Annotated in this window: 28 protein-coding genes; 25 read left to right on the top strand and 3 right to left on the bottom strand. The window is 62.9% G+C overall.

Features of this window, described 5'->3' with window-relative positions; genetic code table 11:
• The 17 genes from istB to SKA58_RS19075 form a co-directional block, all read left to right on the top strand.
• Window positions 1–674 (top strand): IS21-like element helper ATPase IstB (gene istB / locus SKA58_RS00375; protein WP_009820344.1); only part of this gene is annotated, 674 nt, incomplete at its 5' end.
• A 315-nt stretch (window positions 675–989) separates the two neighbouring features.
• Window positions 990–1,754, top strand: a complete 765-nt coding sequence (locus SKA58_RS19985; protein ID WP_009820343.1) for a hypothetical protein — start codon at window positions 990–992, stop codon at window positions 1,752–1,754.
• Window positions 1,755–2,060: 306 nt separating this feature from the next.
• Window positions 2,061–2,501, top strand: coding sequence for a DUF736 domain-containing protein (locus SKA58_RS00365; RefSeq protein ID WP_009820342.1), 441 nt, complete (start codon window positions 2,061–2,063; stop codon window positions 2,499–2,501).
• A gap of 74 nt (window positions 2,502–2,575) precedes the next feature.
• The gene (locus SKA58_RS00360; RefSeq protein WP_009820341.1) at window positions 2,576–2,929 is read left to right on the top strand and encodes a hypothetical protein; all 354 of its coding nucleotides are present in this window, start codon (window positions 2,576–2,578) and stop codon (window positions 2,927–2,929) included.
• A gap of 74 nt (window positions 2,930–3,003) precedes the next feature.
• The gene (locus SKA58_RS00355; RefSeq protein ID WP_009820340.1) at window positions 3,004–3,252 is read left to right on the top strand and encodes a hypothetical protein; all 249 of its coding nucleotides are present in this window, start codon (window positions 3,004–3,006) and stop codon (window positions 3,250–3,252) included.
• Window positions 3,253–3,263: 11 nt separating this feature from the next.
• A complete protein-coding gene (locus tag SKA58_RS00350) occupies window positions 3,264–3,599 on the top strand; it encodes a hypothetical protein (RefSeq protein ID WP_009820339.1) in 336 nt (111 codons plus the stop codon).
• A gap of 232 nt (window positions 3,600–3,831) precedes the next feature.
• Complete coding sequence (locus SKA58_RS00345; protein ID WP_009820338.1) at window positions 3,832–4,350, top strand: DUF736 domain-containing protein; 519 nt, start codon at window positions 3,832–3,834, stop codon at window positions 4,348–4,350.
• Between the two features lie 89 nt (window positions 4,351–4,439).
• Complete coding sequence (locus tag SKA58_RS00340) at window positions 4,440–4,775, top strand: hypothetical protein (protein WP_009820337.1); 336 nt, start codon at window positions 4,440–4,442, stop codon at window positions 4,773–4,775.
• 122 nt (window positions 4,776–4,897) lie between these two features.
• A complete protein-coding gene (locus tag SKA58_RS00335; RefSeq protein WP_009820336.1) occupies window positions 4,898–5,182 on the top strand; it encodes a hypothetical protein in 285 nt (94 codons plus the stop codon).
• Window positions 5,183–5,220: 38 nt separating this feature from the next.
• Complete coding sequence (locus SKA58_RS00330) at window positions 5,221–5,670, top strand: hypothetical protein (protein WP_037541920.1); 450 nt, start codon at window positions 5,221–5,223, stop codon at window positions 5,668–5,670.
• 64 nt (window positions 5,671–5,734) lie between these two features.
• Window positions 5,735–6,202: a hypothetical protein gene (locus tag SKA58_RS00325; protein WP_009820334.1), complete on the top strand. Its 468-nt coding sequence runs from the start codon at window positions 5,735–5,737 to the stop codon at window positions 6,200–6,202.
• Window positions 6,203–6,276: 74 nt separating this feature from the next.
• On the top strand, window positions 6,277–6,582 hold the full coding sequence (locus SKA58_RS00320) for a type II toxin-antitoxin system prevent-host-death family antitoxin (protein WP_009820333.1): 306 nt from the start codon (window positions 6,277–6,279) through the stop codon (window positions 6,580–6,582).
• On the top strand, window positions 6,563–6,961 hold the full coding sequence (locus SKA58_RS00315) for a hypothetical protein (RefSeq protein WP_009820332.1): 399 nt from the start codon (window positions 6,563–6,565) through the stop codon (window positions 6,959–6,961). Before SKA58_RS00320 ends, SKA58_RS00315 begins: the two co-directional genes overlap by 20 nt.
• Before the next feature lie 597 nt (window positions 6,962–7,558).
• The gene (locus SKA58_RS00310; protein WP_009820330.1) at window positions 7,559–7,975 is read left to right on the top strand and encodes a hypothetical protein; all 417 of its coding nucleotides are present in this window, start codon (window positions 7,559–7,561) and stop codon (window positions 7,973–7,975) included.
• Window positions 7,976–8,688: 713 nt separating this feature from the next.
• On the top strand, window positions 8,689–9,021 hold the full coding sequence (locus SKA58_RS00300; RefSeq protein WP_009820328.1) for a single-stranded DNA-binding protein: 333 nt from the start codon (window positions 8,689–8,691) through the stop codon (window positions 9,019–9,021).
• A gap of 50 nt (window positions 9,022–9,071) precedes the next feature.
• Entirely contained in the window at window positions 9,072–9,401 is a 330-nt protein-coding gene (locus SKA58_RS00295) for a hypothetical protein (RefSeq protein ID WP_009820327.1), read from the top strand.
• Window positions 9,402–9,430: 29 nt separating this feature from the next.
• Entirely contained in the window at window positions 9,431–9,793 is a 363-nt protein-coding gene (locus SKA58_RS19075) for a hypothetical protein (protein WP_009820326.1), read from the top strand.
• Between the two features lie 203 nt (window positions 9,794–9,996).
• On the opposite strand, the gene SKA58_RS00285 is transcribed toward SKA58_RS19075, so the two are convergent.
• The gene (locus SKA58_RS00285; RefSeq protein WP_156784115.1) at window positions 9,997–10,494 is read right to left on the bottom strand and encodes a hypothetical protein; all 498 of its coding nucleotides are present in this window, start codon (window positions 10,492–10,494) and stop codon (window positions 9,997–9,999) included.
• A gap of 731 nt (window positions 10,495–11,225) precedes the next feature.
• Here SKA58_RS00285 and SKA58_RS00280 point away from each other — a divergent pair.
• A complete protein-coding gene (locus tag SKA58_RS00280; RefSeq protein WP_009820324.1) occupies window positions 11,226–11,417 on the top strand; it encodes a hypothetical protein in 192 nt (63 codons plus the stop codon).
• 245 nt (window positions 11,418–11,662) lie between these two features.
• On the opposite strand, the gene SKA58_RS00275 is transcribed toward SKA58_RS00280, so the two are convergent.
• Window positions 11,663–12,064 (bottom strand): hypothetical protein, encoded by a 402-nt coding sequence (locus SKA58_RS00275; protein WP_198005913.1) that lies wholly within the window; start codon window positions 12,062–12,064, stop codon window positions 11,663–11,665.
• A gap of 846 nt (window positions 12,065–12,910) precedes the next feature.
• Here SKA58_RS00275 and SKA58_RS00265 point away from each other — a divergent pair.
• Window positions 12,911–13,870 (top strand): DUF2493 domain-containing protein, encoded by a 960-nt coding sequence (locus SKA58_RS00265; RefSeq protein WP_037541916.1) that lies wholly within the window; start codon window positions 12,911–12,913, stop codon window positions 13,868–13,870.
• A gap of 3,010 nt (window positions 13,871–16,880) precedes the next feature.
• Here SKA58_RS00265 and SKA58_RS00260 read toward each other — a convergent pair.
• Window positions 16,881–17,099, bottom strand: a complete 219-nt coding sequence (locus tag SKA58_RS00260; protein WP_009820320.1) for a hypothetical protein — start codon at window positions 17,097–17,099, stop codon at window positions 16,881–16,883.
• Window positions 17,100–17,596: 497 nt separating this feature from the next.
• On the opposite strand from SKA58_RS00260, the gene SKA58_RS00255 reads away from it, so the two are divergent.
• Genes SKA58_RS00255 through SKA58_RS00235 form a run of 6 tightly spaced genes read left to right on the top strand, consistent with a single transcriptional unit; the run spans window position 17,597 to window position 25,009 of the window.
• Window positions 17,597–18,184: a hypothetical protein gene (locus SKA58_RS00255; protein ID WP_009820319.1), complete on the top strand. Its 588-nt coding sequence runs from the start codon at window positions 17,597–17,599 to the stop codon at window positions 18,182–18,184.
• A 3-nt stretch (window positions 18,185–18,187) separates the two neighbouring features.
• The gene (locus SKA58_RS00250; RefSeq protein WP_009820318.1) at window positions 18,188–20,476 is read left to right on the top strand and encodes a type IV secretion system DNA-binding domain-containing protein; all 2,289 of its coding nucleotides are present in this window, start codon (window positions 18,188–18,190) and stop codon (window positions 20,474–20,476) included.
• Window positions 20,477–20,479: 3 nt separating this feature from the next.
• Window positions 20,480–23,707: a MobF family relaxase gene (gene mobF, locus SKA58_RS00245; protein WP_009820317.1), complete on the top strand. Its 3,228-nt coding sequence runs from the start codon at window positions 20,480–20,482 to the stop codon at window positions 23,705–23,707.
• A 2-nt stretch (window positions 23,708–23,709) separates the two neighbouring features.
• Window positions 23,710–24,222 carry a DUF2726 domain-containing protein gene (locus SKA58_RS00240; protein ID WP_009820316.1) on the top strand — a complete coding sequence of 171 codons (513 nt, stop codon included), beginning with the start codon at window positions 23,710–23,712 and terminating at the stop codon, window positions 24,220–24,222.
• Window positions 24,219–24,413: a hypothetical protein gene (locus SKA58_RS19725; RefSeq protein WP_156784113.1), complete on the top strand. Its 195-nt coding sequence runs from the start codon at window positions 24,219–24,221 to the stop codon at window positions 24,411–24,413. Before SKA58_RS00240 ends, SKA58_RS19725 begins: the two co-directional genes overlap by 4 nt.
• 17 nt (window positions 24,414–24,430) lie before the next feature.
• Window positions 24,431–25,009 carry a hypothetical protein gene (locus tag SKA58_RS00235; protein WP_009820315.1) on the top strand — a complete coding sequence of 193 codons (579 nt, stop codon included), beginning with the start codon at window positions 24,431–24,433 and terminating at the stop codon, window positions 25,007–25,009.
• The last annotated feature ends 49 nt before the right edge of the window (window positions 25,010–25,058 follow it).

The raw sequence follows: 25,058 nt of genomic DNA, 5'->3' as shown, positions 1-25,058 counted from the left end.
TGGCCTCGCTTCTCGAGATCGAGATGGCCGATCGCTCCTCCCGGCGCATCCAGCGCCATCGCGACCAGTCCGGCTTGCCCGCAGGCAAGACCTTCGCCACCTTCGATTTCGACGCAGCCCCCGGCATCCGCAAACCGCACCTCTTGTCCCTCGCCGCCGGTGACGACTGGATCGAGAGCGGCGGCAACCTGCTGCTGTTCGGCCAGAGCGGGACCGGCAAGACGCACGCAGTTGCTGCCATTGGTCATGCCCTCATCGACACGGGGCGGCGCGTCCTGTTCTGCTCCACCACCGACATGGTCCAGAAGCTCCAGTCCGCGCGCCGCGACCTCAGCCTACCCGCCATGCTCGACAAGCTCGACAAGTTCGATCTCATCGTGCTCGACGATCTGTCCTACGTCCGCAAGGACCAGGTCGAGACCAGCGCCTTGTTCGAGCTCATCGCCCACCGCTACGAACGCCACTCGCTCGCCATTACCGCCAACCAGCCATTTTCGGCATGGGACAACGTCTTCCCTGATCCCGCTATGACTGTCGCCGCGATCGACCGCCTCGTGCACCACTCGATCATCATCGAGATGAACGGCGAAAGCTACCGCAAACGTTCCGCCGTCGCCCGTATCAACGCCGGCGATTACGACCCGCCGAATGGCGCCCCGGACCGGCCATCATAATTGTCGCTGGCTTCGCGCTCGGGAGCACCCTTGCTGAGGCAACGGGTAATTGTCGCCAGCGGCAATTACATGCCAACCATCCCATGCGCTTCAGACCCTCGCTTCCGGCCAGCGTCAGCGACAATTACCCAGCGTCGTAATTGTCGCTCGACGGTTGCTCCCCGCAACAGCAAATGGTAGCCAGAATTCACCAACCGGCGCGGCCACCTATCGGCCATCATAATTGACGCCGACCGGACTCCGTAATCGTCGCGCTACAGTGAATACGCCTCAACCCCCGCGAGCGACCCGTCCCCATAACCAGAAAGCAAGTCCATGATGCGCAAATTCTTCGTTCACCGCTACGATGTCATTCGGGTGAAAGTCGCCGTCGAAGCGACCGACCATCAATCCGCAATGAAAGCCGCCGACGACTATCTTGCACACAACCACCCCGTCCCCGCGGAACACCTTTATACGTCAGGATCGGACGAAGCGGATGCCGAGCGTGTAGGTCTGCCACACTGGATCCATGCCGAAGAACCCGGCCAGGAGGTCACCGGATATCTCGTCGACGCCTTCGGGGACGACGAACACGAGACAACCAGATCCTACACACGCTCGCACACACCGATCCACGACCCGCTGGAAGATCAAGACGATTTTCCCAAATCGGACTGGCGATACGACGTCGCAAACAACGATACGCACCTCGGCTACTGCGACTGGGTCGAAATGAACCGGGCGAACTCGATCGAACTGCCGAGCGATCGCACCAATCTGGATCACGACGCACTCGCCGAGGAAATCGACCGCAGCGCCTTTGAGACGTTTCGCGCCACTCTAAAAGACCATGCGCACGAATTGTGGGCGAAGATCACGGGCCGCGCATCTACCGACACTGCGTATCGAGCGACGGTTTCAAGGTGGTTCCACCACGGCGATACGGTTCTGCTCCGCGACCAGATCTGCGCACCCTTTTCGCCCGGCGCTCCGGTGAATAGCCGGGAATATCTCGACCATTTCAACGCATTTGCCCATTTGGACAGCGCCGGGATGCACTTTCGGGAATCCCACGCCGCTCAACCGATAGAAGCATAGCGCAGCACCAGCATAGCCCGAACCACCGCCAATCAAACGTCAATACCCGCCCCGGGGACTTCGTCCTCCGGGGCATTTTTTTGCCCTCAGCTTCGCAAAAACCCGTGTCGCGCCCCGTTCAATGGGCCCCGCATACCCGCGTGCCGCACCCTCAATGCCCCAGACATACGGCGCGCAAGGCCGCGGGGACGGTGTTCCGAGAGGGGGAGGGGGAAGGAGGAATTTGTCGAAGGCGAGGGCCTGAGACGCACCTCAACACAGGCTCCCGAGCAGCAAGACGGAGCCTCAGCCAAGGATACTAAGGCAATGAACATCGGTAGCCTCAAGCGCGACGCACGTGGCATTTTCATGGGTCGCATCGAGACCTTCGCGTTGGATCTCAACATCGGCCTTCGTCCGGTCAACTCGACGAATCCCTCCGCTCCCAAGTTCGACGTGCTCGCGCGCAACTGCGCTGGCAGGTTCGTCCAGATCGGCGCCCTCTGGGAGAAGATGGCGAACAACGGCACTGGCTCGTTCCTCCAGGGTCAGCTCAACGACCCGAGCTTCCCCGACGCGCTCGCGATCGCGGTCTTCCCCCAGCAGGACGAATCGCTCAACGTGGTGTGGTCCCGCCCAAAGAAGCGCGCCGCCAACCCGTTCGAGGAAGCTGCGCCGGCAGGCGCCGACGACGGCTTCGAACCGCGTACCGACGACTCGCCGGCGAACGACGCCTTCGCGCCTGCGAACGAGCTCGTCGACGCCTAACCCGCTCCTCCGGAAAAGGCGGCCCGGTCACCGGGTCGCCTTTTTTCGTACCAACCTCACGAAAGGCCTACGCCATGCTCACCGATTCCGAACGCTTCGCGTTCATCCCGACGCGCATCCACTCGTTCGAGACCTCCGGCAACGCCTACGACGCCTGCCAGACCGACGACGCGATCAAAACCGGGGATCTCCTCCTCATCTTGCCGGAAAAAATCGTTGGCCTGGCTTACGCCTGGCCGGTTGCCGTAACACTCGAATACGGGAAACTTCTTTCCTTCGTTTCAGCCGACCACCGCACCATCAGCGACCTGATGACGACGTTCCCGATCACGAGCGAACAGGTCATCGAGGCGATCCACCTGGCCCGTGCACTCGATTACCCGATCGATGAGATGCTCGACCGACTTTGTCCCGTCGACGCACAATAGCACGCACCGCCCGAACACAGTCCGCATTGATCTGGCACAACGCCTCGCTTACCTTGCGGACTGGAGGCAGAAGCATGTCACAGTCGGCAATCCCGGAAGTCCTTCTTACTTCACTTGGTCACGTCTATCTCCACGAGTACGATAGCGGTGACTTGCAAGTGAAATACTTCCGCTCTGCGCCAATCGCGCGGACCTTTAAGGACATTGCCGACGGGCGTGCCCGGTTCAACGAGACGATGACAGGCAAAAGCGAAAAGTACGCGTACTGGATCGTCCCCGCGATCCACGTGGCGGCCGTCATTGCGGATCTCGATGCAATCTGAAGGATCGTTCCATGAAGCACCCCATCCTCGCCGCTGTCTTCACCACCGGCATAGCCCTTCTCACCACCACGGCAGCCCTGATCGGCGATCACCAGCTCCCGCGAACCGACGAGGAATGGCTGACGAACGTCTATGTGGCATCATCGATGTTGATTGGCGCACCTCTGGCCTTCCTGGTCTTCGAAGCGAAATGGCTCCGCTTCGTATCCTATGCAGCAATGGCGACACTGGCCGCTCTTGCCATCCACCCCAATCGACTGATGCTCTTGACCACCTTCGGGATGTTCATCGTCTTCACGATCAGCACCACGCTCATGCGGGCGATCGAACGCAGATCCAGTCCATGATCTAAACCGACCGACAAGACCAAACCCGCCGAGCCCGGCCCCCACAAGGGATCGGGTTTTTCATGGGCACGAGGCGAGGTCACTGGCCCGAACACACGGCGCGCGAACCCGCACCGACGGACCTCAAAGAGGGGAGGGGGAAGGAGAAATGTGTCGAGGGCGAGGGCCTGAGACGCATCTCCAACTGGCTCCCGAGCAGCAAGACGGAGCCGAAGCCAAGGAAGCTAAGGCAATGAACATCGGTAACCTCAAGCGCGACGCACGTGGCATCTTCATGGGCCGCATCGAGACTTTCGCGCTCAGCCTCAACATCGGCCTGCGTCCGGTCACCTCGACGAACCCTGCCGCGCCCAAGTTCGACGTGCTCGCCCGCAACTCCGCAGGCCGGTTCGTCCAGGTCGGCGCCCTCTGGGAAAAGATGGCGAACAACGGCACCGGGTCGTTCCTGCAAGGCCAGCTCGACGATCCCCACTTCCCCGAGCCGCTCTCGGTGGCTGTCTTCCCGCAGCCGGATGACACGTTGAACGTCGCCTGGTCCCGCCCGAAGGCACGCGCCGCCAACCCGTTCGAAGAAGCACCCGCGGCCCAGGCCGACGACGGCTTCGCTCCGCGCACGGAGGACTTCCCCGCCGGCGACGCCTTCGAGACCACCGGGACGGAGGCCAAGCCGAAGCGCCAGCGCAAGCAGGCTCCCGCTGAAGCGCAGGCCGACCCGTTCGCCAGCGAAACCGGCGAGCTCGTCACCGCCTAACGAAGCCCCCAACCTTGGCGGTCCGACCATCCCCCCTGGTCGGACCGCTCTTTTTTTGCACCGGACACCTGAGACGCTAAGGACACGCCATGAGCCGATACAACATCCCCTCCGAACTCATCACCGATCCGCGAGTCTGCGAAATCGTGGTGGGATGGGACAGACCTCTGAAGACATTCTTCATTCAGGTGCATGTGAAGCACCCACGCCTTGAGGGCGAAACGCACCTCATTGTCCATGAGGGCGCGGACCTCGATCGACCCATTACGATGGATGCTCTGAAACAGATCATCACACCGTTTGGCTCGATCCCCGCCGAACAGGAAGCTGCCATGAAGGCTGACCAGGCGGCGAGCATCTCGACCCGCGACGGACCTGCGCAAGACCACATGAAGAACCTGCTTCGCCGGCTCTTCGATGACTGAAAGCGCCTGGCGAGGCGGCTATGCCGCCCGCCGCGCCATAATCGAGACCCAATGACGAGAGGAAAGGGGGAGCAGCCCGAGTAGGCGCAGCGAATGCACAGCGCGCAAACCGGAGATCTCCAATGGCCTACCTCGTTGCACTCTACCGCGTCGACCGCGCCTACGGCGGGCCCGAAGAGGGTTCCTGGTATTATGACTGCGGCGAACTCGAACGCATAGTTCGCGCGTGCCCCAGCGAAGCCTCTGCGAATGCCGTTGCCAACCGGCTCGATCGATTGCTCGACCGCCTGCAGGCAAGACGACCCGACGTCTCGAGCGTCCTCTATGACGGATCGCGCTTCTCCGCACGCGTCTATGCCCACCGGGCGCCGCCATTCTTCCCGGAACAGCGCCCCGTCTACGAATGACAATCCCAACGATCAGCATCGCACTCAGGAGCATCCTCATGGCCGACCGCTCGGACACTCACATCACTATCGGGGGCACCGTCTCCACACAACAATTCGAGACGATATGCGCCCACATCGCCGAATACCGCCTTGCGACGGAATGGGACGGATACGCCTTCCAGCCCTCGCACCTGCAAAACGGCGGCACACTCGACCTCTTCGGCCGCAGCCTCCCTGGCGGTTGCCCGGAGGAACTCGAAGCCTTCTGCGTGGCTAACGTGCTTCCTTACTGGCGATGGTCCGGAGCGTGCTACGGCGCTTACGATCCCGAAATCGTCATCTACCGCGGCGACGGCACCGCCATTTCTACCTACGGCGCCTCCGACTCCGAACATCCGTTCGTGTCGATCGCCGAACTCAAGGCGATCACGTCACTCGACGCCGTACACGAGCTTGTCCGCCTCGCCGACTTCACGCCTCCGGCATTCGTCGTCGTCGACGATTGAGCGCCGCTGCGCGCGCTCAGAGGAGAGAGGGCCTTCCAAAGCGGACTAACCTCAGGAGGACAAGATGCGCCAAGCCACCAACCACTCGTTCGATCCCGCCCACCAGCACCGCCGCGCGCGATTTCACTACTCGGCCTACTGGGGCACCTGGTCCCTGGTGCTGACCCACCGATGCAAGGCCAAGCCAAGCTATGGTCCCACGATCGAGATCGACTTGACCCCAATTCACAACGACGTCGCCGGCATCCAGCAGCTGCTCGGAATGAACGTGCGCCGGCATTGCACGGATCCACGCCCTCGCGACGTCTTCGCCGACGAGCTCCCAGAGGGCATCGAGTCGCTCGTCCGCGACCTCTTCGGACGCGAAGCCGCCGACTGGCTGCTCGACCCGACGACCGAGATTCTCGGCAAGATCCATTGGGAGCGGCTGCGCGACCTGTCCAATGGCGGCGCTTCGCTCTACGCCATCGTCCATCCGCGCTTCGCTTCGCAACTGCCGGTCTGGACACATCCCGGTCAGCGCGCCGCCTGAACATCCAGCGAACGAAAGTTGCCATTATGCCCAATATCGCTATATTGTCTCGACCTCAGAGCCGGAGACACAGCATGTCCGAACCCCACGCCGTGGAGCGCAAGCGCGTTCCTCTCACCCGCTTCCACAACGCGACCGGCGAATATCTGGACGAGGCCATGCGCAGTCCGATCATCCTGACCAAGCACGGCCGCAAGCTGCAGGCGATCGTCGACAGCAACTACCTGGAACGCCTCGAGGCCATCGCCCGCGGAAATATCCTGCGGGCAATGGACATTCAGGCCGTCGCTTCGGCCGACATGCCTGACGATCTGCGCCAGCGCATCCTCGCGACCCAGCCCACGCCCGAGGAAATCGCCAATGACACCTGGAACGATTGACCAGCTGCGCATTGGCCACATCCTCAACTTCGTCTACCTGTTCCGCGAAGAAGCCGCCGCAGGCCGCGACGAAGGTGTCAAGGAACGGCCTGTTATCGTGCTCGACGCACATATCCCCACCAACCGCGTCCACGTCCTTGCAGTCACAACCAAAGGGGACCCCCTAAAGGGCTCGGTTCCCATCCCTCACGAGGTCGCTCGGGCCTGCGGCCTCTCGCTCAACTCCTCGGTCGTGGTCTCCGAATTCAATGCGTTCCGCTGGCCCGGATATGACATCAGGCCTCTCGCGACAGGCTACATCATGGGCCGCCTCACACCCGGCTTCACGGCGAAAATCCGCGCACTTGCCGCGAATGCTGAGCCCGTCGAACGAGACTAGACGCCCATCAGTCTCCCCACCAGGTCGACGTCCCTTCCGCCCCCGACACGTCCATCCTAAAACCATGAAAACGCAACACCGGGAGACGACCATGGGACCGATACCGCCGAAAATGCCAACTCCGAAGAGCGCCTTCGACTATGTGACGATGTGCCTCGCAATAGGTGCGGTCATTGGCTTCGCCTATCTGGCCTGGCACCATCTGACCTGACTGCGGGCACCACCCGCACACGCTACCTCTTCGCCAAGGCATTGATTGCCTGCGGCGCTTGCTCGCCGCCCTCGAAACGACCTTTCGGGTCCTACCGAGGGCGCCTGCGCCCCCCGACCACGAGATCAGCTGCAGCACTTCGCCGAGCGTATAGCCGGCCCGGACCAGACTCGCCTCGCGCGCGAGACCATCGCGACCGCCGTTCACGCTGACCGCCCGCGCTACCATGCCAGAATCGACCGACGTCAAGGATCGCGGTCCCCTGCCGATTTTCGGCGCCTGTCGGCGTCGTAAGACCAAAAATCGGCAGGAACCCCGCGCCGAGCGCCTGTGGCGTCCATGACCTCGTCTCCCGGCATGATCCGCTGTTGCCGTCATCGAGACAGATGACCATCAAACTGGAGGACGACATGCTCGACATCACACGCTGCACAGGACGAAACCGCTACACCGGCAAGGATATCATCAAGGCGCGGCACGCAACCAAGTTCATCGGCCGAGGAAGCCCGCGAAGCTCGACCGACGCCTACCGCCGCGCCATTGGTCCCGACCTCGCCAATTGCGGAACCTATAGCTGCACGGACATCGTTTTCGTCTCGGCCGAAGGTGCCCGGCCCGGCAGGCTCAATCCCGACAGTGACGAGCTCCAACTGGCGATCGCTGCACGGGCAACCTTCATCACCGATGTCCCGGCTGACCGCCAGCGGCCCTATAACGTCGGAGAGCGCCAGGTCGAAACGCTTCTCACCGATGCCGGATATATCGAGCGCCGCCCCGGCATCTGGTCCCCCGCTCCCGGATGAGAGCCAAAGCGACACTGCTCGCTACGGTCGCACGACAACTCACAGCTGCTCAGTCCAGCAACGCACCCGGCCTCAAATACGGCGTTTGGCCAACGCCGCGCGATCCACGCCACTTCCCCGGCGAGCGCAACGCGCCCCAATCCGAGACGCAGCCCCGAAACCACCCGTCGCGCGACGGCTACGCGCCCGCGCTCTGATTCCCCTTCAGGGACAGCCGCCTTCACAGGTCAACCCAAACTCCCGCAGTAAACCCGGCCACCAGCTTCGGTCGCAACGTCACTTCGGCAACCGCCACCGTGCTGACATCGATCGGCGGATCTGGACGCCGAACCGCCAAACCGGGCGAAGTCGATAACGCACAGCCTGCAAGTCATGCGGACCTGGACAGACCGAAACGTCACCAGAAACCGACATCAGACCCCCCGACGACGACCACGGCGAACAAGTGCCACGACACCAGCACCACCGCAGCGCCAACAGGACGCCCGCTGAGAGGGATGAAACCTACGACCGTGCGGACCCCGCACAACCCCAATTTATCGACCGTGAAGAGGCCTACGGCCGTCTTCCGCACCACTCGAAAAATTGAGGTTCCCCTCCCTTTGGCGCCGCCTTGGCGGCGCGTCGGTCAGTGCGCGGCGCCCTCATGCACGGCCTCCAGTCAATTTCATCCCGGCGGGACGGTCCCGCTGGCACCACTGGAGGTCAATATCATGAGCAACACCGTTCACCTCACTGGCCGCATCGGCTCAGACATCGGCACTTTCGGCAACGGCAACAACGGCGGCTGCTACTTCCGCTTCGTCACCAGCAAGACCAAGCTCGTCGACAACAAGCCGGTCAAGGACGCCAACGGCTACAACGAAACCTACGACCAATGGCACAACATCAAGGTCTTCGGCGGTCTGGCGAAAGCGGTCGCGAACCACAAGAAGAAGGGCGAACGGCTCTATATCCGCGGGGAACTCCGCTACTCGACCTACGAGAAGGGCGGCGACACCCACGAGAAGGCCGAGATCGTCGCCGACGAGGTCGAATTCCTCTGACCCACGACGGGCGGCCTCCGGGCCGCCCGCTTCGCTTCAGGAGACAAGCAATGAACGCTCTTCACCAATTCGAAGATGTCGCGGGTATCGCCAACGGCATCGGTATCACCAACCCGCACCTCCTCAACCGCATCCGGGCAACCGCCGCGAACCTCGACCACTACGAGATCGCCGCCCACCTCAACAACGCGATCGGCAATGCCGCCGACGCCGCACACGCCCGCTCCTACGAGGAAGAATACCTCCTCGAGGCCAGCGCCGAGACGATCACGGACTACGAATACTACCACGAGCTCGCCGCAGCCTGGTCCGTCGTCGCCACGGAGCATCAGCTCACCAGCCTCGAAACCATCCTCGCCAACGACGGGTCGGTCCACTGACCCGTCACACTCCCGAAAGGAGATCCCCAATGTTCACGGAAACCGACATCCAACGCCTCAATGAGATCTACCGCGACAAAACGGCATCCTACATGGCCGTCGCCCCCGAAATCGCCCGAGCATCGCTTGACGCCTTGGCCGACATCGCCACCCGCCTCGCCAGCCAATTCACTTTGGTTACCGAAGGCCTCCCCATATCAGAAACGCCGGTCATCGCCATCCGGAGGACCGGGTACACCTCACCAACCTACGAAGTCATCACCGCCCGCTATCAGCCATCATACCGGCCAAACTCGCCATGGCGAATGCTCGGATCGGCAAGCGTCCACGATTCCGGAGAACCTGTCCTCGCATGGCGCTACGCCGACAACTGGTTCGCCCTAGACGCCTAACCACCCGCGCGCCCGCTTCGCCCTGGCGGCTCTGTCGCTATGCACTTTGGAGCGCGCTCGCGTGGCCAGAGCGACCTGATCGGCCGCTGCCGGACCGCGTCGTCGCGGTCCAGCTCGCGCGCCGGCCCTCACTTGTCCTCGCTGTCGCACATCCGTGCGCCTACGCCTCGGACTGCGCTCGAAACCGGCGCGTCCCAGCCTCTCTATAGTGTCGTCGCGCCGGTGCGCCCACTGAAAGACCTGACCTCAGCAAGCGCCCGAAACGCCTTAGTCAACCTGATCGTATCGAGCCCGGCCAAATAACCCTGAAACCCATCCGCGCTCAGCTTGCCATTCTCATCGACGGGCAATGACCGGATCGCCGGTGCAACAACCGCGTTGAACATTGCCATCCGCTCCGGGTTCTCCGCTGCGGCCAGTTCCAGCACCAAATCCATACGCTGATCTGCGTCAGCCCGCCACTTCCCGTCCTTGTCCAGAACAATCGCATCAAGCTTGGGAGTGACCATTTCTAACAGATGCGCTCTCTGCAATTCGTCATAAACACGCCAGAGCGCCTCACCACAACCGCAACTTCTTTCCGCACTCCATCCTTCAATCTGCTCCCACAGTTCATCGGGAATGCTCATTCGCGCGATCAATTCTAAATCGTCGCGCGTCTCACAGGCCGATAAAGCATCATGGTTCAGCAGCCGCTTCAAGACTTCACTTCGACAGTCTTTCTCCGATAACGTCTTTTTAGATATCCGACCCACGACGTCCTCCACTCGCTCATGCTTGAACTTACAAACGACCAATTCCGTGAGCTTAGAATGCCAACAATATACAGTTTGGTCCACAAGACGATGGCGCCTGCCCGGCTTCCGATGGAACCCGGGCACCGTGCTCTACTCGCTAAGGCCGGACGCGCCCCTCTCGGGACGCCTGCGGCCCAAGCTCACGGAACCCCGTCAAAGCCGGGTTTCCGCCCATTCGGGTGACGATCACCCGCTTCGCTTGGCGCATCGAACCGGCAACCCGGCCCATGCTCGCACGCTAGGGGTTCGTCCTGCGTCCGAACGCCCTGGCGCGCTGCGCCACCGTCTTGCGACGGCTCAGGGATCGTCTCTCGCGCAACCATGACCCGGGCCTGGCGCGGTCTTTCTCGCAGCTGCGCTGCCCGAAAGACCGCGCCCTGTGCGACGATCGCGCAGTCCCTCGACAGGCTCGGACGCGATCGAGCAAGCCCCTTCCTTCCCTCTCTCTCTGAGCACCCATGCTGTCATGCCGATGCTTCAGGCCTCAAGCATCGCCGGTCCCCCCATTTTGCCGCACACGGCAAAACGGCTCCCCCGGCGCCCGCAGGCGGCCGCACACGGCCGTGCTTGACCCCCTCGCGCGACATGACCCGACCTCCCGGTCATCACGATGATGACCACCCACGGAGGATCTTATGTCGAATACCGATTTCAACCACGACGAAATGCTGACTGTCGCGCACACCAAGGACCCGGAAGTCACCAAGGTCCATGCCGTCAATATCGCCGGCATACGCTTGTCCGGCCCGCGCTACCTAAAGCTGGATTGCGAAGACGCCGGCGGCAACCGCTACCAGCTCGAGATCGTCGAAGACGGCTTCATCTGACACCGGGGGCTTCGGCCCCCTTTTTTGTTCGCACAACACCTAAGACCCGCGCGCCAATGCCTCGCCCTGGCGGCTTTGCCGCTATGGGCTTCGGCGCGCGCTCGCGTGGCCATCAAGCGGCCTCAACCGGCCGCTGCCGGTCCGCGTCGTCGCGGACCAGCTCGCGCGGCGACGCTCCCTTGTCCTCGCTGTCGCACATCCGTGCGCCTGCGCCTCGGACTGCGCTCGACGCCGACGCGCCGGGTTTACGCGCCGACCTTCTCCAAAAGATATGACGTACCCGGGCAGGCTTTCAGGCGCGCCAGTTCGATATACGCAGTCCGCTGGCGCCTTCTTTGCGCGTCATCGATGACGGCAAGCATATCCGCGCCCAGTCCATCGCGCTTCGTTGTATCGTGCTTGGCGCCGATCGCCTCACCGACGGTCATGTCCTGCTCCGCGCTCCATTCCTCGGCCTTGGCCCACAAAGCCTCCGGGATCTTGTGCAGCAGAATCAGCTCCAGATCTTCCCGGCTGTCGCACGCGAGAAGCGCATCATGAGCCAGCAAATTGCTCAAAACCTCATCAACCTGCCCATCCATTCGAATTCCTCTCGTTCCACGCGCCCGGTTCCAGGCGAAGTATGTTCCTCGCAATTTCATGCCCAATTCTCACCCTCTCGTCCATCTTGATCACAACACCGGATGGATGCCTCGCGATAATCTCGTTCATCCGGCGACAAAATCGGCACAAGACGATCACCGGGCAGCCGACAAAGGATGGACGCTGTCGTGCAGGTTGCGCGAATTGCTGGCCCTGAATTCATGATGATCGAAGTTGAGGATCAGCAGCATGGCGTCTGCCCGTCTTCCGGTGGAAGCCGGGCACCGCGCTCTATTCGCTAAGGCTGGATGCGCCCCTCACGGGACGCCTGCAGCCTAAGCTCACGGAACCCCGTCTGCGCCGGGTTTCCGCCCATTCGGGTAACGATCGGCTGACGTATTCCCGAAGTGGCGTAGAGGGCCTTCAGCCCCCATGCCGACTTCGGACGCCTCCGGCACATGCTCGGCACCTCCGGGTTCGTCCTTCGTCCGAACGCCATCGGCACCTGCGCCAAATGCCTCTTGCGACCCGAAAGGCGGGGGCCTGCGCGCTGCTTTCTAGCGGTCCTGCGGCCCGTGCGAAAGACTGCGCGCCTGTGCGCGATCGTGCCTGTCCCGAGACAAGCTCGGGGCACGATCGGCAGGCCCCCTAATCTCTCTCTCTCTCTCTGAAGTCCAATGATGAAAAGACGGTCAGGAGCGGCGTCAAGGATGCGCGGTCCCCCCCCTTTTCACGACCAGTCGCTTCGCTTTGTGGCCGAGAAAAGCGGCTCCCCCGCGCCCCGCAAAGCGGCGTTAACCGGGGTCCGTCCGCTGCGCTCCCGGCTTCCCGGTCAACGTCCCTGACCCCACTGTGCCCGCTTTCCTCAAGGACTTCGTCATCGAGTGGATGACAACCTGGAGGATTACATCATGACCACTTCGCACAACAACTTCGCCGATTTCGCCGCTTTCTACGCAGCCGAAACCAAGGCTCCGGACTTCGACGCTGCCTTCTCCGAGCAGAACAGCACCTCGCAGCTCTCGGTCTTCGATGAACCCACCGATGCCGCCATGCCCGACCCGCAGCAGGCTCAGGCTGCAATGGAGATGATGCTCTCCACGGTCTTCGACCTGTTCCGCGACACCCGGATGGAAGAGTTCGCCCAGGACATCGCATGGGGCATCGTCAACAGCTTCCACGTCACCGCAGGCCGGATCGCCAAGCGCGAAGACGACGCGGCCAAGAAGCTCGGCGACATGGTCCGCACCTATGACCCCTCCGAGATCTACGCCACCGAACTCGAGGAAACGCAGCTGATCTGCCAGAGCCTCATGGATTGCCGCGAGGCGATGGAGGCCATGCGCGACTACGCCGGCGAGGTCTACCGCGTCGAGACGGGCCGCCCCTTCAGCACCATCAAAGGCTCCAAGGTCAGCAACGGAACGACCGCCAGCCAGATCGACGGGCGCGACTTCCTCGCCGCACGCGCTGCCAAGCGCCGCGAAGAATTTGCCCCGACCGGCCCCGTGGTGATCTTCTCGGGCGGCGACCAGTGGCACGACCACGAACTACTCTGGGATGCCCTGGACAACGCCCACGCCCGCATCCCGAACATGATCCTCGCCACCACCGCACAGCACAAGGGTTGCGACCAGATCGCCCACGCCTGGGCCGCCTCGCGCGGGATCAAGACGGTGCGCTTCACCCTCAACCGCGGCCTCGGCAAGCGCGCCGGGTTCGTGCGCAACGAGCAGCTGATCAACCTCAAGCCGGTCCACGCGGTCATCTGCGAAGGCTCCGGCCTGCAGTCGAACCTGCTCACCCGGGTCCGCGAAGCTGGCGTCCCCTACAACGCCTTCGCCCTGCGCCACCAGCGGGCGGCTGCATGACGCAGCCACGGAGGGCGCCGCTCTGGCGGCGTCCTCCTTCTTTTTCCTTTTCTCGCGTCTCAGGTGGCACGCGGCGTAGAGGGTGCCCACAGGCACCCCCATGCCGCGCACCATCACAGCGAAGCCCCAACCGTCATTTCCGCCCACCCCGGCATAGCAGACCCTCGTGCCGCTCGGTGCATTCGCACCTTTGCGCACATCGTTCGGCTCGCCTGACGTCGGCTCCTGCGGACAGGTCGGAGGCGTGCCGAAAGGGCAGTGGCCGGCGCGGCAGTCCCTTGCTCGCTGGCGGCCCATTGGCCGCTTCGCATCGCGCGGTCTGCCTTGCCGGATCACGGCCTCGCCCGCAGTGGCTTGCAGCGGTTCGCCGTCGCGAACCAGCTGCTTCGCCCGGGCTCGCCTGCGTGGCATCAAGCGGCAACGGGGCGGCTCTCGCGGCACCATCAGAATGACCCACCCCGGCATAGCCGACCCTCGTGCCGCTCGGTGCGTTCGCACCTTTGCGCACATCGTTCGGCTCGCCTGACGTCGGCTCGTGCGGACAAGTCGGAGGCGTGCCGAAAGGGCAGTGGCCGGCGCGGCAGTCCCTTGCCCGCTGGCGGCCCACTGGCCGCTTCGCATCGCGCGGTCTGCCTTGCCGGATCACGGCCTCGCCCGCAGTGGCTTGCAGCGGTTCGCCGTCGCGAACCAGCTGCTTCGCCCGGGCTCGCCTGCGTGGCATCAAGCGGCAACGGGGCGGCTCTCGCGGCACCATCAGAATGACCCACCCCGGCATAGCCGACCCTCGTGCCGCTCGGTGCGTTCGCACCTTTGCGCACATCGTTCGGCTCGCCTGACGTCGGCTCCTGCGGACAGGTCGGAGGCGTGCCGAAAGGGCAGTGGCCGGCGCGGCAGTCCCTTGCTCGCTGGCGGCCCATTGGCCGCTTCGCATCGCGCGGTCTGCCTTGCCGGATCATGGCCTCGCCCGCAGTGGCTTGCAGCGGTTCGCCGTCGCGAACCAGCTGCTTCGCCCGGGCTCGCCTGCGTGGCATCAAGCCGCAACGGGGCGGCTCTCGCGGCACGATCGGCACCGCCCACCCCGGCATAGCAGACCCTCGTGCCGCTCGGTGCATTCGCACCTTTGCGCACATCGTTCGGCTCGCCTGACGTCGGCTCCTGCGGACAGGTCAGAGGCGTGCCGAAAGGGCAGTGGCCGGCGCGGCAGTCCCTTGCTCGCTGGCGGCCCATTGGCCGCTTCGCATCGCGCGGTCTGCCTTGCCGGATCATGGCCTCGCCCGCAGTGGCTTGCAGCGGTTCGCCGTCGCGAACCAGCTGCTTCGCCCGGGCTCGCCTGCGTGGCATCAAGCCGCAACGGGGCGGCTCTCGCGGCACCATCAGAATGACCCACCCCGGCATAGCAGACCCTCGTGCCGCTCGGTGCATTCGCACCTTTGCGCACATCGTTCGGCTCGCCTGACGTCGGCTCCTGCGGACAGGTCGGAGGCGTGCCGAAAGGGCAGTGGCCGGCGCGGCAGTCCCTTGCTCGCTGGCGGCCCATTGGCCGCTTCGCATCGCGCGGTCTGCCTTGCCGGATCACGGCCTCGCCCGCAGTGGCTTGCAGCGGTTCGCCGTCGCGAACCAGCTGCTTCGCCCGGGCTCGCCTGCGTGGCATCAAGCGGCAACGGGGCGGCTCTCGCGGCACCATCAGAATGACCCACCCCGGCATAGCCGACCCTCGTGCCGCTCGGTGCGTTCGCACCTTTGCGCACATCGTTCGGCTCGCCTGACGTCGGCTCGTGCGGACAAGTCGGAGGCGTGCCGAAAGGGCAGTGGCCGGCGCGGCAGTCCCTTGCCCGCTGGCGGCCCACTGGCCGCTTCGCATCGCGCGGTCTGCCTTGCCGGATCACGGCCTCGCCCGCAGTGGCTTGCAGCGGTTCGCCGTCGCGAACCAGCTGCTTCGCCCGGGCTCGCCTGCGTGGCATCAAGCGGCAACGGGGCGGCTCTCGCGGCACCATCAGAATGACCCAACCCGGCATAGCCGACCCTCATGCCGCTCGGTGCGTTCGCACCTTTGCGCACATCGTTCGGCTCGCCTGACGACGGCCCCTGCGGACAGGTCGACGGCTTGCCGAGAGGGCAGTGGCCGGCGCGGCAGTCCCTTGCTCGCTGGCGGCCCGTTGGCCGCTTCGCATCGCGCGGTCTGCCTTGCCGGATCACGGCCTCGCCCGCAGTGGCTTGCAGCGGTTCGCCGTCGCGAACCAGCTGCTTCGCCCGGGCTCGCCTGCGTGGCATCAAGCGGCAACGGGGCGGCTCTCGCGGCACCATCAGAATGACCCACCCCGGCATAGCCGACCCTCGTGCCGCTCGGTGCGTTCGCACCTTTGCGCACATCGTTCGGCTCGCCTGACGTCGGCTCCTGCGGACAGGTCGGAGGCGTGCCGAAAGGGCAGTGGCCGGCGCGGCAGTCCCTTGCTCGCTGGCGGCCCATTGGCCGCTTCGCATCGCGCGGTCTGCCTTGCCGGATCATGGCCTCGCCCGCAGTGGCTTGCAGCGGTTCGCCGTCGCGAACCAGCTGCTTCGCCCGGGCTCGCCTGCGTGGCATCAAGCCGCAACGGGGCGGCTCTCGCGGCACGATCGGCACCGCCAAACCCGGCATAGCCGACCCTCGTGCCGCTCGGTGCATTCGCACCTTTGCGCACATCGTTCGGCTCGCCTGACGACGGCCCCTGCGGACAGGTCGACGGCGTGCCGACGGGATAACTGCAGGATCGTTCATCCTCACACTCGTTCGCTTCGAACATCGATTGACCGGCTCCGCTTCGGTCCGGCCTCGACTGCCCTCGACCACGACCAGGCAACGCCGGTCGGATCGCATCCGGCTCGCTCGCTGGGCAGTCGTCCATGCGGACGATCATGCCGCAGCTTCGCCTTGCCGGGATGCGCTCACACTGACTGCAACGGAAGCGTCAGAGTCGCCTCGCTGTCGGGTCGCTGAACGCGACCACGCCCGCGCCTCGGCGTCTTGATCAAACTACTGAAGCCGCTCAATCGCCTGCTCCAAGCCGATCTCCTTTGCGCGCCCCACGAGTGACGCGAGCTTGTCGGCGGGAAGACCCTTCAAGGCCGCCTGAAGCTCCTTCGCTCGAGCCTCGGCAATGGCCGCTTCCGTTGCTTTCACCTCCGCCTTCAAAGCCACCAAACGCTCTTCGAGCGCGGCGATCGATCCGCGAGCTTTACGTGTCATTTCCATATCCTCATTTCAAGGTTTTCCGACGCGACAGGAAATCGTCTCATTTGCCACTTCGTGTCAATCACGATCAATCTCCAGCGCGCCCCTTTACGCGCAGACGGTGACCACCCACTGGACGACTTGAGCGGCTCCCTATGGCCGCCGGAAATGATGAAGCGTTCGCCATTAGGCTCGAACCATCCCCCGGAATGGACGCCGCGCGTCAGCGTGGCGGGAACGGTTCAGTCTCTCGCTTTAGGCGAACGATCTAGCTCTACTTGGGGCAGCATACCTTACGCCACTACGTTGCGTGAAGAATGGTGAAAAACCAACCGTTTAGAACGCCTAGACCCACCCCGTCCGCGTAGCCGCCCGCTACGCCCTTGTTTTTACGGCCTTTTTCCGGCGCCCCAAACGACCCTCGAAGGGCAACACCGTTCGGTTGCAAACCGTCGAAAACCGCCCTAAAATACACGCTCCGATATCCATGCCAGCACCCGTCGCCAAACGGGACTGCCATGAAAAAGACACACCAGGTCAACCTGCGGTTCGACGACTCTCAACGAGAGTTTCTCGACCAGCTACTGATCTCTCCCAATGACAGCCACGGTGCGATTGTGCGCCGTCTTTTGTGTCTTCTGCAGCTGTCGCCGGAGTTGCGTCGCCTTTTCGAGCGCTTCCAAGCGAACGAATTTGATCCGATCAACAGCACTCCTACACGCGCACAAATCGCACAAATCAACGAATCCATACCGGCCGTGCGCAACATCGCGAGCACCGTAGAAGCACTCATAGCGAACCTGTCCGCAACCCGCTTATCCCCCGAGCCGTCTCCGAACGACGTGCCCCCAAATGACAATACCGGCAACGCCAAGATACTTCGCCGGATGCACGCGATCCTCGAATACCTGAACACCGCCACAGCGCTGGATCTCTCGGACGCTCCTAAGGAGAAGTCCGACGCGGTACTTCAGGCCACAAAGAACCGCTTGAGAGCCTTTTACGCACCTCCGCAACCAACACCCAGGCAATCCTCCATACCGGCTCAAACAGGCAAGGTAGCCGCCGAACCCGGCCGAGCCTCAACCAGCTCGAAAGGGGTCTAAGCGATGTCCAACGATATCCGCACCAACCGTGAACACATCCAGGTCAAGCACGCCTCTCAGCGCGGAAAAGTGCAGCGCAATGCCAACGACTTTACCCGCGGTTCGCAGCTGTTCGTTCACGAGCTTCAGATGTTCGGCGAAGGGCTCAAGGTGCCCTTCTACATCATCCTCTCCATCTTCGCGCTGTCAGCCGTCACAGCGTTAATGATCTGGTACTCCCACAAGGAGTTCTACCTCGCCTTCATGCGCGTCTACTCGGCGCTCTGGAGCTATTTCGAGTTCGACCCAGAGAAGCCCGTGGAGCTCCATCTGCTCAATGGCAAAATTGGGCATACGACGATGCAGTACGTCTCGCTGGTTCCAGAGGTTCGGCAATCGTGGAACCGACTCCTGAACGTACTTTTCAGCAGCTTCATGTTCTCCGTAATGATCGGCTACCCGGCCTCGATATGGTTCGTCCAGCATTCCAAGAAGCGCGGGAACGAGATCCTTCAGGATCACCACGAACGAGGCGCCCTGCTGGTCGACCAAACGATCCTCGACACCAACGTGCGATCCTATAACTCGCGGCAAGCATTCGTCGAATGGGAGCGCGAAGACCCGGCAAACCGTACAGCTGCAAAGTGGGCAAAGATGAGCAACCGGGAGCGCCATCAAGAGGGTGTTCATTTTCCCTATCTGCTCGCCGGCCTGCCGTATCCGTACAAGACCGAAATGGCTCACACCATGTTCATCGGTTCGACCGGTTCGGGCAAAACCGTCCAGATGCTCACAATGATCGAGCAGAGCAAAAAGCGCGGCAACAAGGCCGTCGTGTTTGACCTTACCGGCCAGTATGTCGAGCGCTTCTACAACCCCGAAACTGACATCATCCTCAACCCATTCGATGTGCGCTGCCCGTCCTGGACAATCTTCAACGACTGTCCCGGCTATGTGGAAATGACAGCAGCAGCCAACGCGCTCGTGCCCTCAGATGGTGGCACAGGGGAGCCGTTCTGGGTTCAAGCTGCACGGACCCTTTTTGTCGAAATGTGTGAGAAGCTCCGCTCTGAAGGACGCACGACCAATCGCGACATCGCCCGACGGCTGATGACGGCAGATCTGAAAACAATTCACGAATCACTTCGCAACACAATCGCATCGCCGATCACCTCGACGGAAGCCGCCCGAATGGCGGAATCGATTCGCTCGACGTTCGTAACCAATGCGCAGGCGCTCCGATTCCTGCCCGACGCAGGGAAACGGTTTTCGATCACCGAATGGCTCGCCTCTGACGTCCCGGGATCAACCCTCTTCATCAGTTCCACCTACAGCGATCTACAGCTTACGAGGCAGCTGCTGACCCTTTGGCTGGACATCGCCGTGCAGCGGCTCCTGATCATGCCTCGCACCCGACAATTGCGCAGCTGGTTCTTCTTCGACGAAATCCATGCTCTGCACCGTCTGCCGGCGATCGAGAACGGGCTCCAAACGGCCCGCGGCTATGGAGGCGCGTTTGTTCTCGGCTTGCACAGCTTCGACAAACTGGCGGAGACCTATGGCGAGAAATCAGCCAACACACTGGCCGCCCTCGCGCGCACAAAGCTGATCCTCACGACTGCCGACACAACGACCGCAGAAACGTGCTCGGCCTTCATCGGCTCGCGCGAGGTCCGACAGATGGACGAAGGCTACTCCTACGGCATCAGCAAGATGCGCGACGGATCGACCGTAACGCCCACCACGAAGGTCGAACCTCTCGTTCTCCCTGACGACCTGATGAACCTCCCTTCGCTATCCGGGTATGTCAAATTTGCCGAAGGCTTCCCGGCAGCTCGGATCAGCTACCCCTTCAAGGACTGGCCCGTTCAAGCGCCCGGTTTCCTCCGTCGCCAGAACATTCGGCCAATCGAAGCGATGTACGAGTTGGGCCGCACCGAGCAAACTGCCAACAGCTTCGGAACACCCCCCGACGCCAACGCGGAAGGTGGCCTCACATCCAAGCCGGACCAACTCATCGGCGTTCCGACTGACGCCCTCGACATAATGGGCGGCGACGACAACATGCCGCTGTTCGAGGAATACGAGCGGCAACAGCGTGAGGCACCAGTCGAGCAGATGCGCGGCAACGCCGAAGAGCGTCGCACCGACCCTGAGACAACCCTAGAACAACAACAGTCTGACTCCAGTCGCGACCACGCGAACCAGACAGATTTCGCGCGCGACCGGACCTCCAGCGAACGAGCACAGCTCCTCGAGGCACAAATCTCAGCGGCCGAAGAAGCGACGCGCGAAGATGGGATCGAGATGTAAGCCATGCTCACCGTCTCGGCCATTCGCTCGTCCAGCGGCGCATCAAGCTACTTCGCAGCTGACAATTACTATTCGCAGCCGGACACGTCGATTTCGAACCAATGGCACGGCGCCGGCGCCGAGCGCCTGGGTCTCGAAGGCGAAGTAGCGCCCGACGCGCTTGAGGCCATTTTCGACGGAATCAATCCCGGAACAGGTGACCGTATCACCCCAGAGAACACGGTTCGCAAAGGGGTCGATCTCACCTTCAACGCCCCCAAAGGCGTATCGCTCCTCGCTCTTGAAGGCGGTGATGCCCGTCTGCTCAAAGCGCAGGAAACCGCGGTCATGCGGACAATGGCCTACATCGAGAAATACTTCGCTCAAGCGCGTGTTATGAAGGATGGCGTCCGCCAGGTCGTCAACACGAAGAACCTGACCTACGCGGCGTTCACCCACGACACCAACCGCAATCAGGAAGAACACCTCCACACACACGTTACAATCGCCAACATGACGCAGATGCCTGACGGCAGCTGGAAGGCCCTCCACAACGACGCGATCTGGAAAAACAACACCCTGTTCGGTTCGCGATACAATGCCGAACTGAACCAACTCGTGCGCGACCTGGGCTACCAGACCCACGCCACGGGAAACTATGCGCAATTCGATATCACCGGAATCCCCCAAAACATCACAGAACTGAACAGCACCCGCGCAGGCGAAATTATGGCGCGCTCTGCAGAATTGGGGATCAAAGACAGGGCAGGGCGCGGCATCGTGATCCTCGACACCCGCAACCCCAAGGAGCCAATCTCCGACCGAGGTGCATGGCTGCAAGCCGCATACGAGAAGAACCTTGCAGCGGGTTTTGATGTGCGCGCTTTTGCCGAGAGCGCCCGTGAGGCTTCACAGGAACGCTCTACAATCCTCGACCGCGTGGTCGACATGGCACACCGTCTTGGCGAACGCCTCGGTCCAAACGTCGACCTCAGCGACCCCCGAATGTCACACTCGATCTCCGACCGGCTGTTCATGCCTATCGAAAAGCTGCGCACCGAGTGGGCGGTTGCATCAGCGATCAACAAACTCTCCGAACGTGAAGCGGTGTTCACACAGTCCGACGTCATCAAGACGGCCCTCGGCTTCCGGGAGCCCGGCGTCACGCCAGAACGTGTCGATCAGCGCCTTGCGGAACTCCACGAGCAGAAGCTTGTCCTCCACAACGAACGCGACGATCCCAACCACCCTTCGACACAGATCACCACGCCGGAATCCCTGCTGCGGGAGCAGCAGGTCATCGCAGGATTCATGCGCGGAAGGGGGGAGGGGGAGGCCAGCCTGTCGCCTGCGGAGGCGCAGGAGCGCCTTCTCGACCGTCAGGCCCAGCAGGCAGGGGTGGCGGGGGGAATCGTGCTCAACGCCGGCCAGATGGTCGCTGCGCGGCACGCTCTGTCGAGCCCTGACCGGTTTGTCGCCGTCCAGGGCGACGCCGGCACTGGCAAGTCGACGATGGTCCAGGCCGTATCCGAAGTTCAGCAGATGGTGGCGGCCAGCCTCCCGGACACCAACAAGACCGTCGTCGGCCTCGCCTCCTACAACGCGATGGTCAAGGATCTCGGGGAATCGGCCAAGATCGAAAGCCATACGATCCAGTCTTTCCTCCACGCCTACGAGAACATCGCCCGTTACGGCAGCGAAGACCGGCAGGCCGAAGCCCGCGTCGAACTGGCGGACAAGATCTTCATCGTCGACGAAAGCTCGGTCGTCGGCACCCGGGCCATGCACGGCCTGGTCACGATCGCCGAGAAACTCGGGATCGAGAAGATGGTCTTCATGGGGGACCGCTACCAGCTGGCCGCGATCGCGCAGGGCAAGCTGTTCGCGGTCGGCCAGGACTCGGCGCTCGACACTCGCCGCATGTCGGAGAACATCCGCCAGGCCGGCAACCCGGCGCTGGTGGAGGTTGCAGCTCTCGCGCGTGAAGGCGAGTTCTCGCAAGCCTTCGACCTGCTCGGCGCCAACTTCCGCGAAGACAAGGACTTCGTTGCCCGCGGCGTCGAGCACTACCTCTCGATGCCCGCTGCGGATCGCCTCCAGACCATGCTGATCGTGCCGGGCCGCGCGCTGAAGGACGAGGTCAACATCACCGCCCAGCAGCTGCTCCGCGCAGAAGGCGCACTCACCGGACCAGAACGACAGGTCTCCGTCCTTGAGCAGATCTCCAAGACCCGTGAGGATCTGCGCTACACCAGCTCCTATCGTGAGGGCATGGTGTTCGAGAACGCTCGCGACAACGCAGGGACCGGGCTGCCGGCAGGTTCCTATGATGTGGCCGACGTCTCCAAGACCGAAGTGACCCTCGTCGACCGCAGCGACGGCACGATCCACACCATCAACCCACGCGGTTTCAGCACCAACGATGATCGGTTTCAGGCCGGGCTCTACATCGCCAAGGAGATCTCGATCCACGAGGGCGAGAAGATCCGCTGGACCAACAACGACCACAAGGAAGGGCTTTTCCGCTCGACCGAAGCCACGATCACGAAACTCGACGGAGACGTGATGACGGTCAATCACAAGGTCGACGGGGTGGACGTCGAAAAGTCCATCGACCTGACACAGGACAAGATGGGCGAGTATTTCGATCTCGCCTACGCAATCAACGCTGACCAGGCGCAGGGCGCAACCGCGACCAACGTGATTGCCCTCATGACTGCTGAAATCCGCGCGCTCGCCTCGCGCGCGAACGCCTACGTCATGATGACCCGCGAGAAGGACAATCTCTGGATCTACACCGACGATCGCGATCGCCTCGAGAAGACCCTTGAAGCGAGCCAGCCTGAGAAAACCTCCTCGGTCGAATTGATGAATGGCGGCCCGCTCGATCGAACCGCGGCCGAAGAACTGCGGCAATCCCTCGACGATGCGAAGCTCGAAGAGATCGACCGATCCCTCAAGGAGCTGGAGCCAACGCCGCCTCCCACTCCCAACCCCGGCGACGGGAAGACCCCGGAGGATCGCGAACTCACACAACCCAGAGATCAGCGCGAGGTGGCCTCAAGCGACAGGCCGGCACCCGCTGACGAACCGCGCGCGCCCGAGCGCGGGGACACCACGGCGCCGGCGCGTGAACCCGCCGCGTCCCCCGATCCAACCCCGACCGATGCCTTCGATATCGGCCACAACGACCCCTTCATCAAAGAAGTGCTGCGCAACATGCCCGAGCGCACGCGAGACATGGAGATCTAACCGTGTCCATCCCCGCACCCCTTCACAGCGTCATTCCGATCCTTCTCATCCTGATCGGCGTCTACCTTGTGAAGCTGGTCTTGACGGGTGGGAATACCGCCCTGTGGAACCCTCAGGTCCGAGCCAAGCCGATCATGACCGCGGCCGAGCTGAAGACGCTCGCCTATCTACGCTCCGCGCTTCCCGATGCCCACATCCTCGCCCAGGTCTCGATGGGCGCTCTGCTCGCGCCGGCGCGCGGCCTCAACCGCTCGCAGGCCCAGAGCTGGCGAAACCGCTACAACCAGAAGATCGTCGATTTCGTCGCGATCAACCCCCGAACCGGAGCCGTGCTCGCGCTCATCGAACTCGATGACCGCTTCCACTCGGCCCGGCGCGACATCCAACGCGACCGCGTCACGCAGGCCGCTGGCTATCGCACCATCAGATTGGCCGCCGACAGATACCCGACGGCCATTTCCGTGAGGGAAGCGGTTCACGCAGCCCTTCAACCTGCAAGCAAGGAGGCACGATGAGCTTTCAGTGGGACGATGTCGGGACGTTTCCCGACGAACAAGCTGCCCAGACCTGGGCGCGAAACAACGGAATTGCCACGCAGGACTTCATGACCAGTCCTTCTGGCAAAGGCGTGCGAGCCTCAATTCGCAGATCAACCAGCCAACCCGCCTTCGATCACGATTCAGCAAATCGTCGCGACGGCTTCTGACAAGGAAAGGATACCAAATGACCATGCGTTTTCTACCAATTGCGGCGATAGCCGCGCTCACGCTCGGCACCGCGCCAGCCTTCGCCCAGACTTCGGCACCCGCGCAGTCGCAGCCACCCGCATCATCGGCCGATCCGCTCGAGCAGCGAGTGATCGAAAACCTTCGCGCGCATCTCGGTAAAGAGCCGCCGCAGGCGATGATCGACCGTCTCATGCAGCAGATCCGCAATGCACCCGGACAGGCGGCCGCAAATCGCGCCAAAGCGGAAAAGCAAGCACAGGAGATGCAGGCACCCCCGGCAGACCTCAGCAAACGACCGATCGGCGCGCTCGATTCCGGTGGCAGTAGCTTCAAGTCGGGCGAGCCGGTGACCCAGCTCGCCGACGCCACTCCGGCTCGACACTGGCAGCAAGTTGTCGATGAAATGGAACGCGCTTCCAAGAAGCACACTCGCCCGCGCGGGAAAACCAACCTCGACTGCGACAAGCAGGCTCGCCGGTCCACGCCCCCTGCGCAAGGCGCCCTCTGCGACCCCAGAGAGCACCGTAAGCGCCAGGCCGCCACCAAGTGCGTCGACTGCCCCGAGAAAGCGTGAACGCCTTCCTGCGGGCCGGGAGCGGGATCTCCCGGCCCAGTAAGGAGAA

This window comes from Sphingomonas sp. SKA58, from assembly GCF_000153545.1.
Taxonomy (GTDB): Bacteria; Pseudomonadota; Alphaproteobacteria; order Sphingomonadales; family Sphingomonadaceae; genus Sphingobium; species Sphingobium soli.
This window is presented reverse-complemented; position numbering and strand designations above follow the sequence as displayed.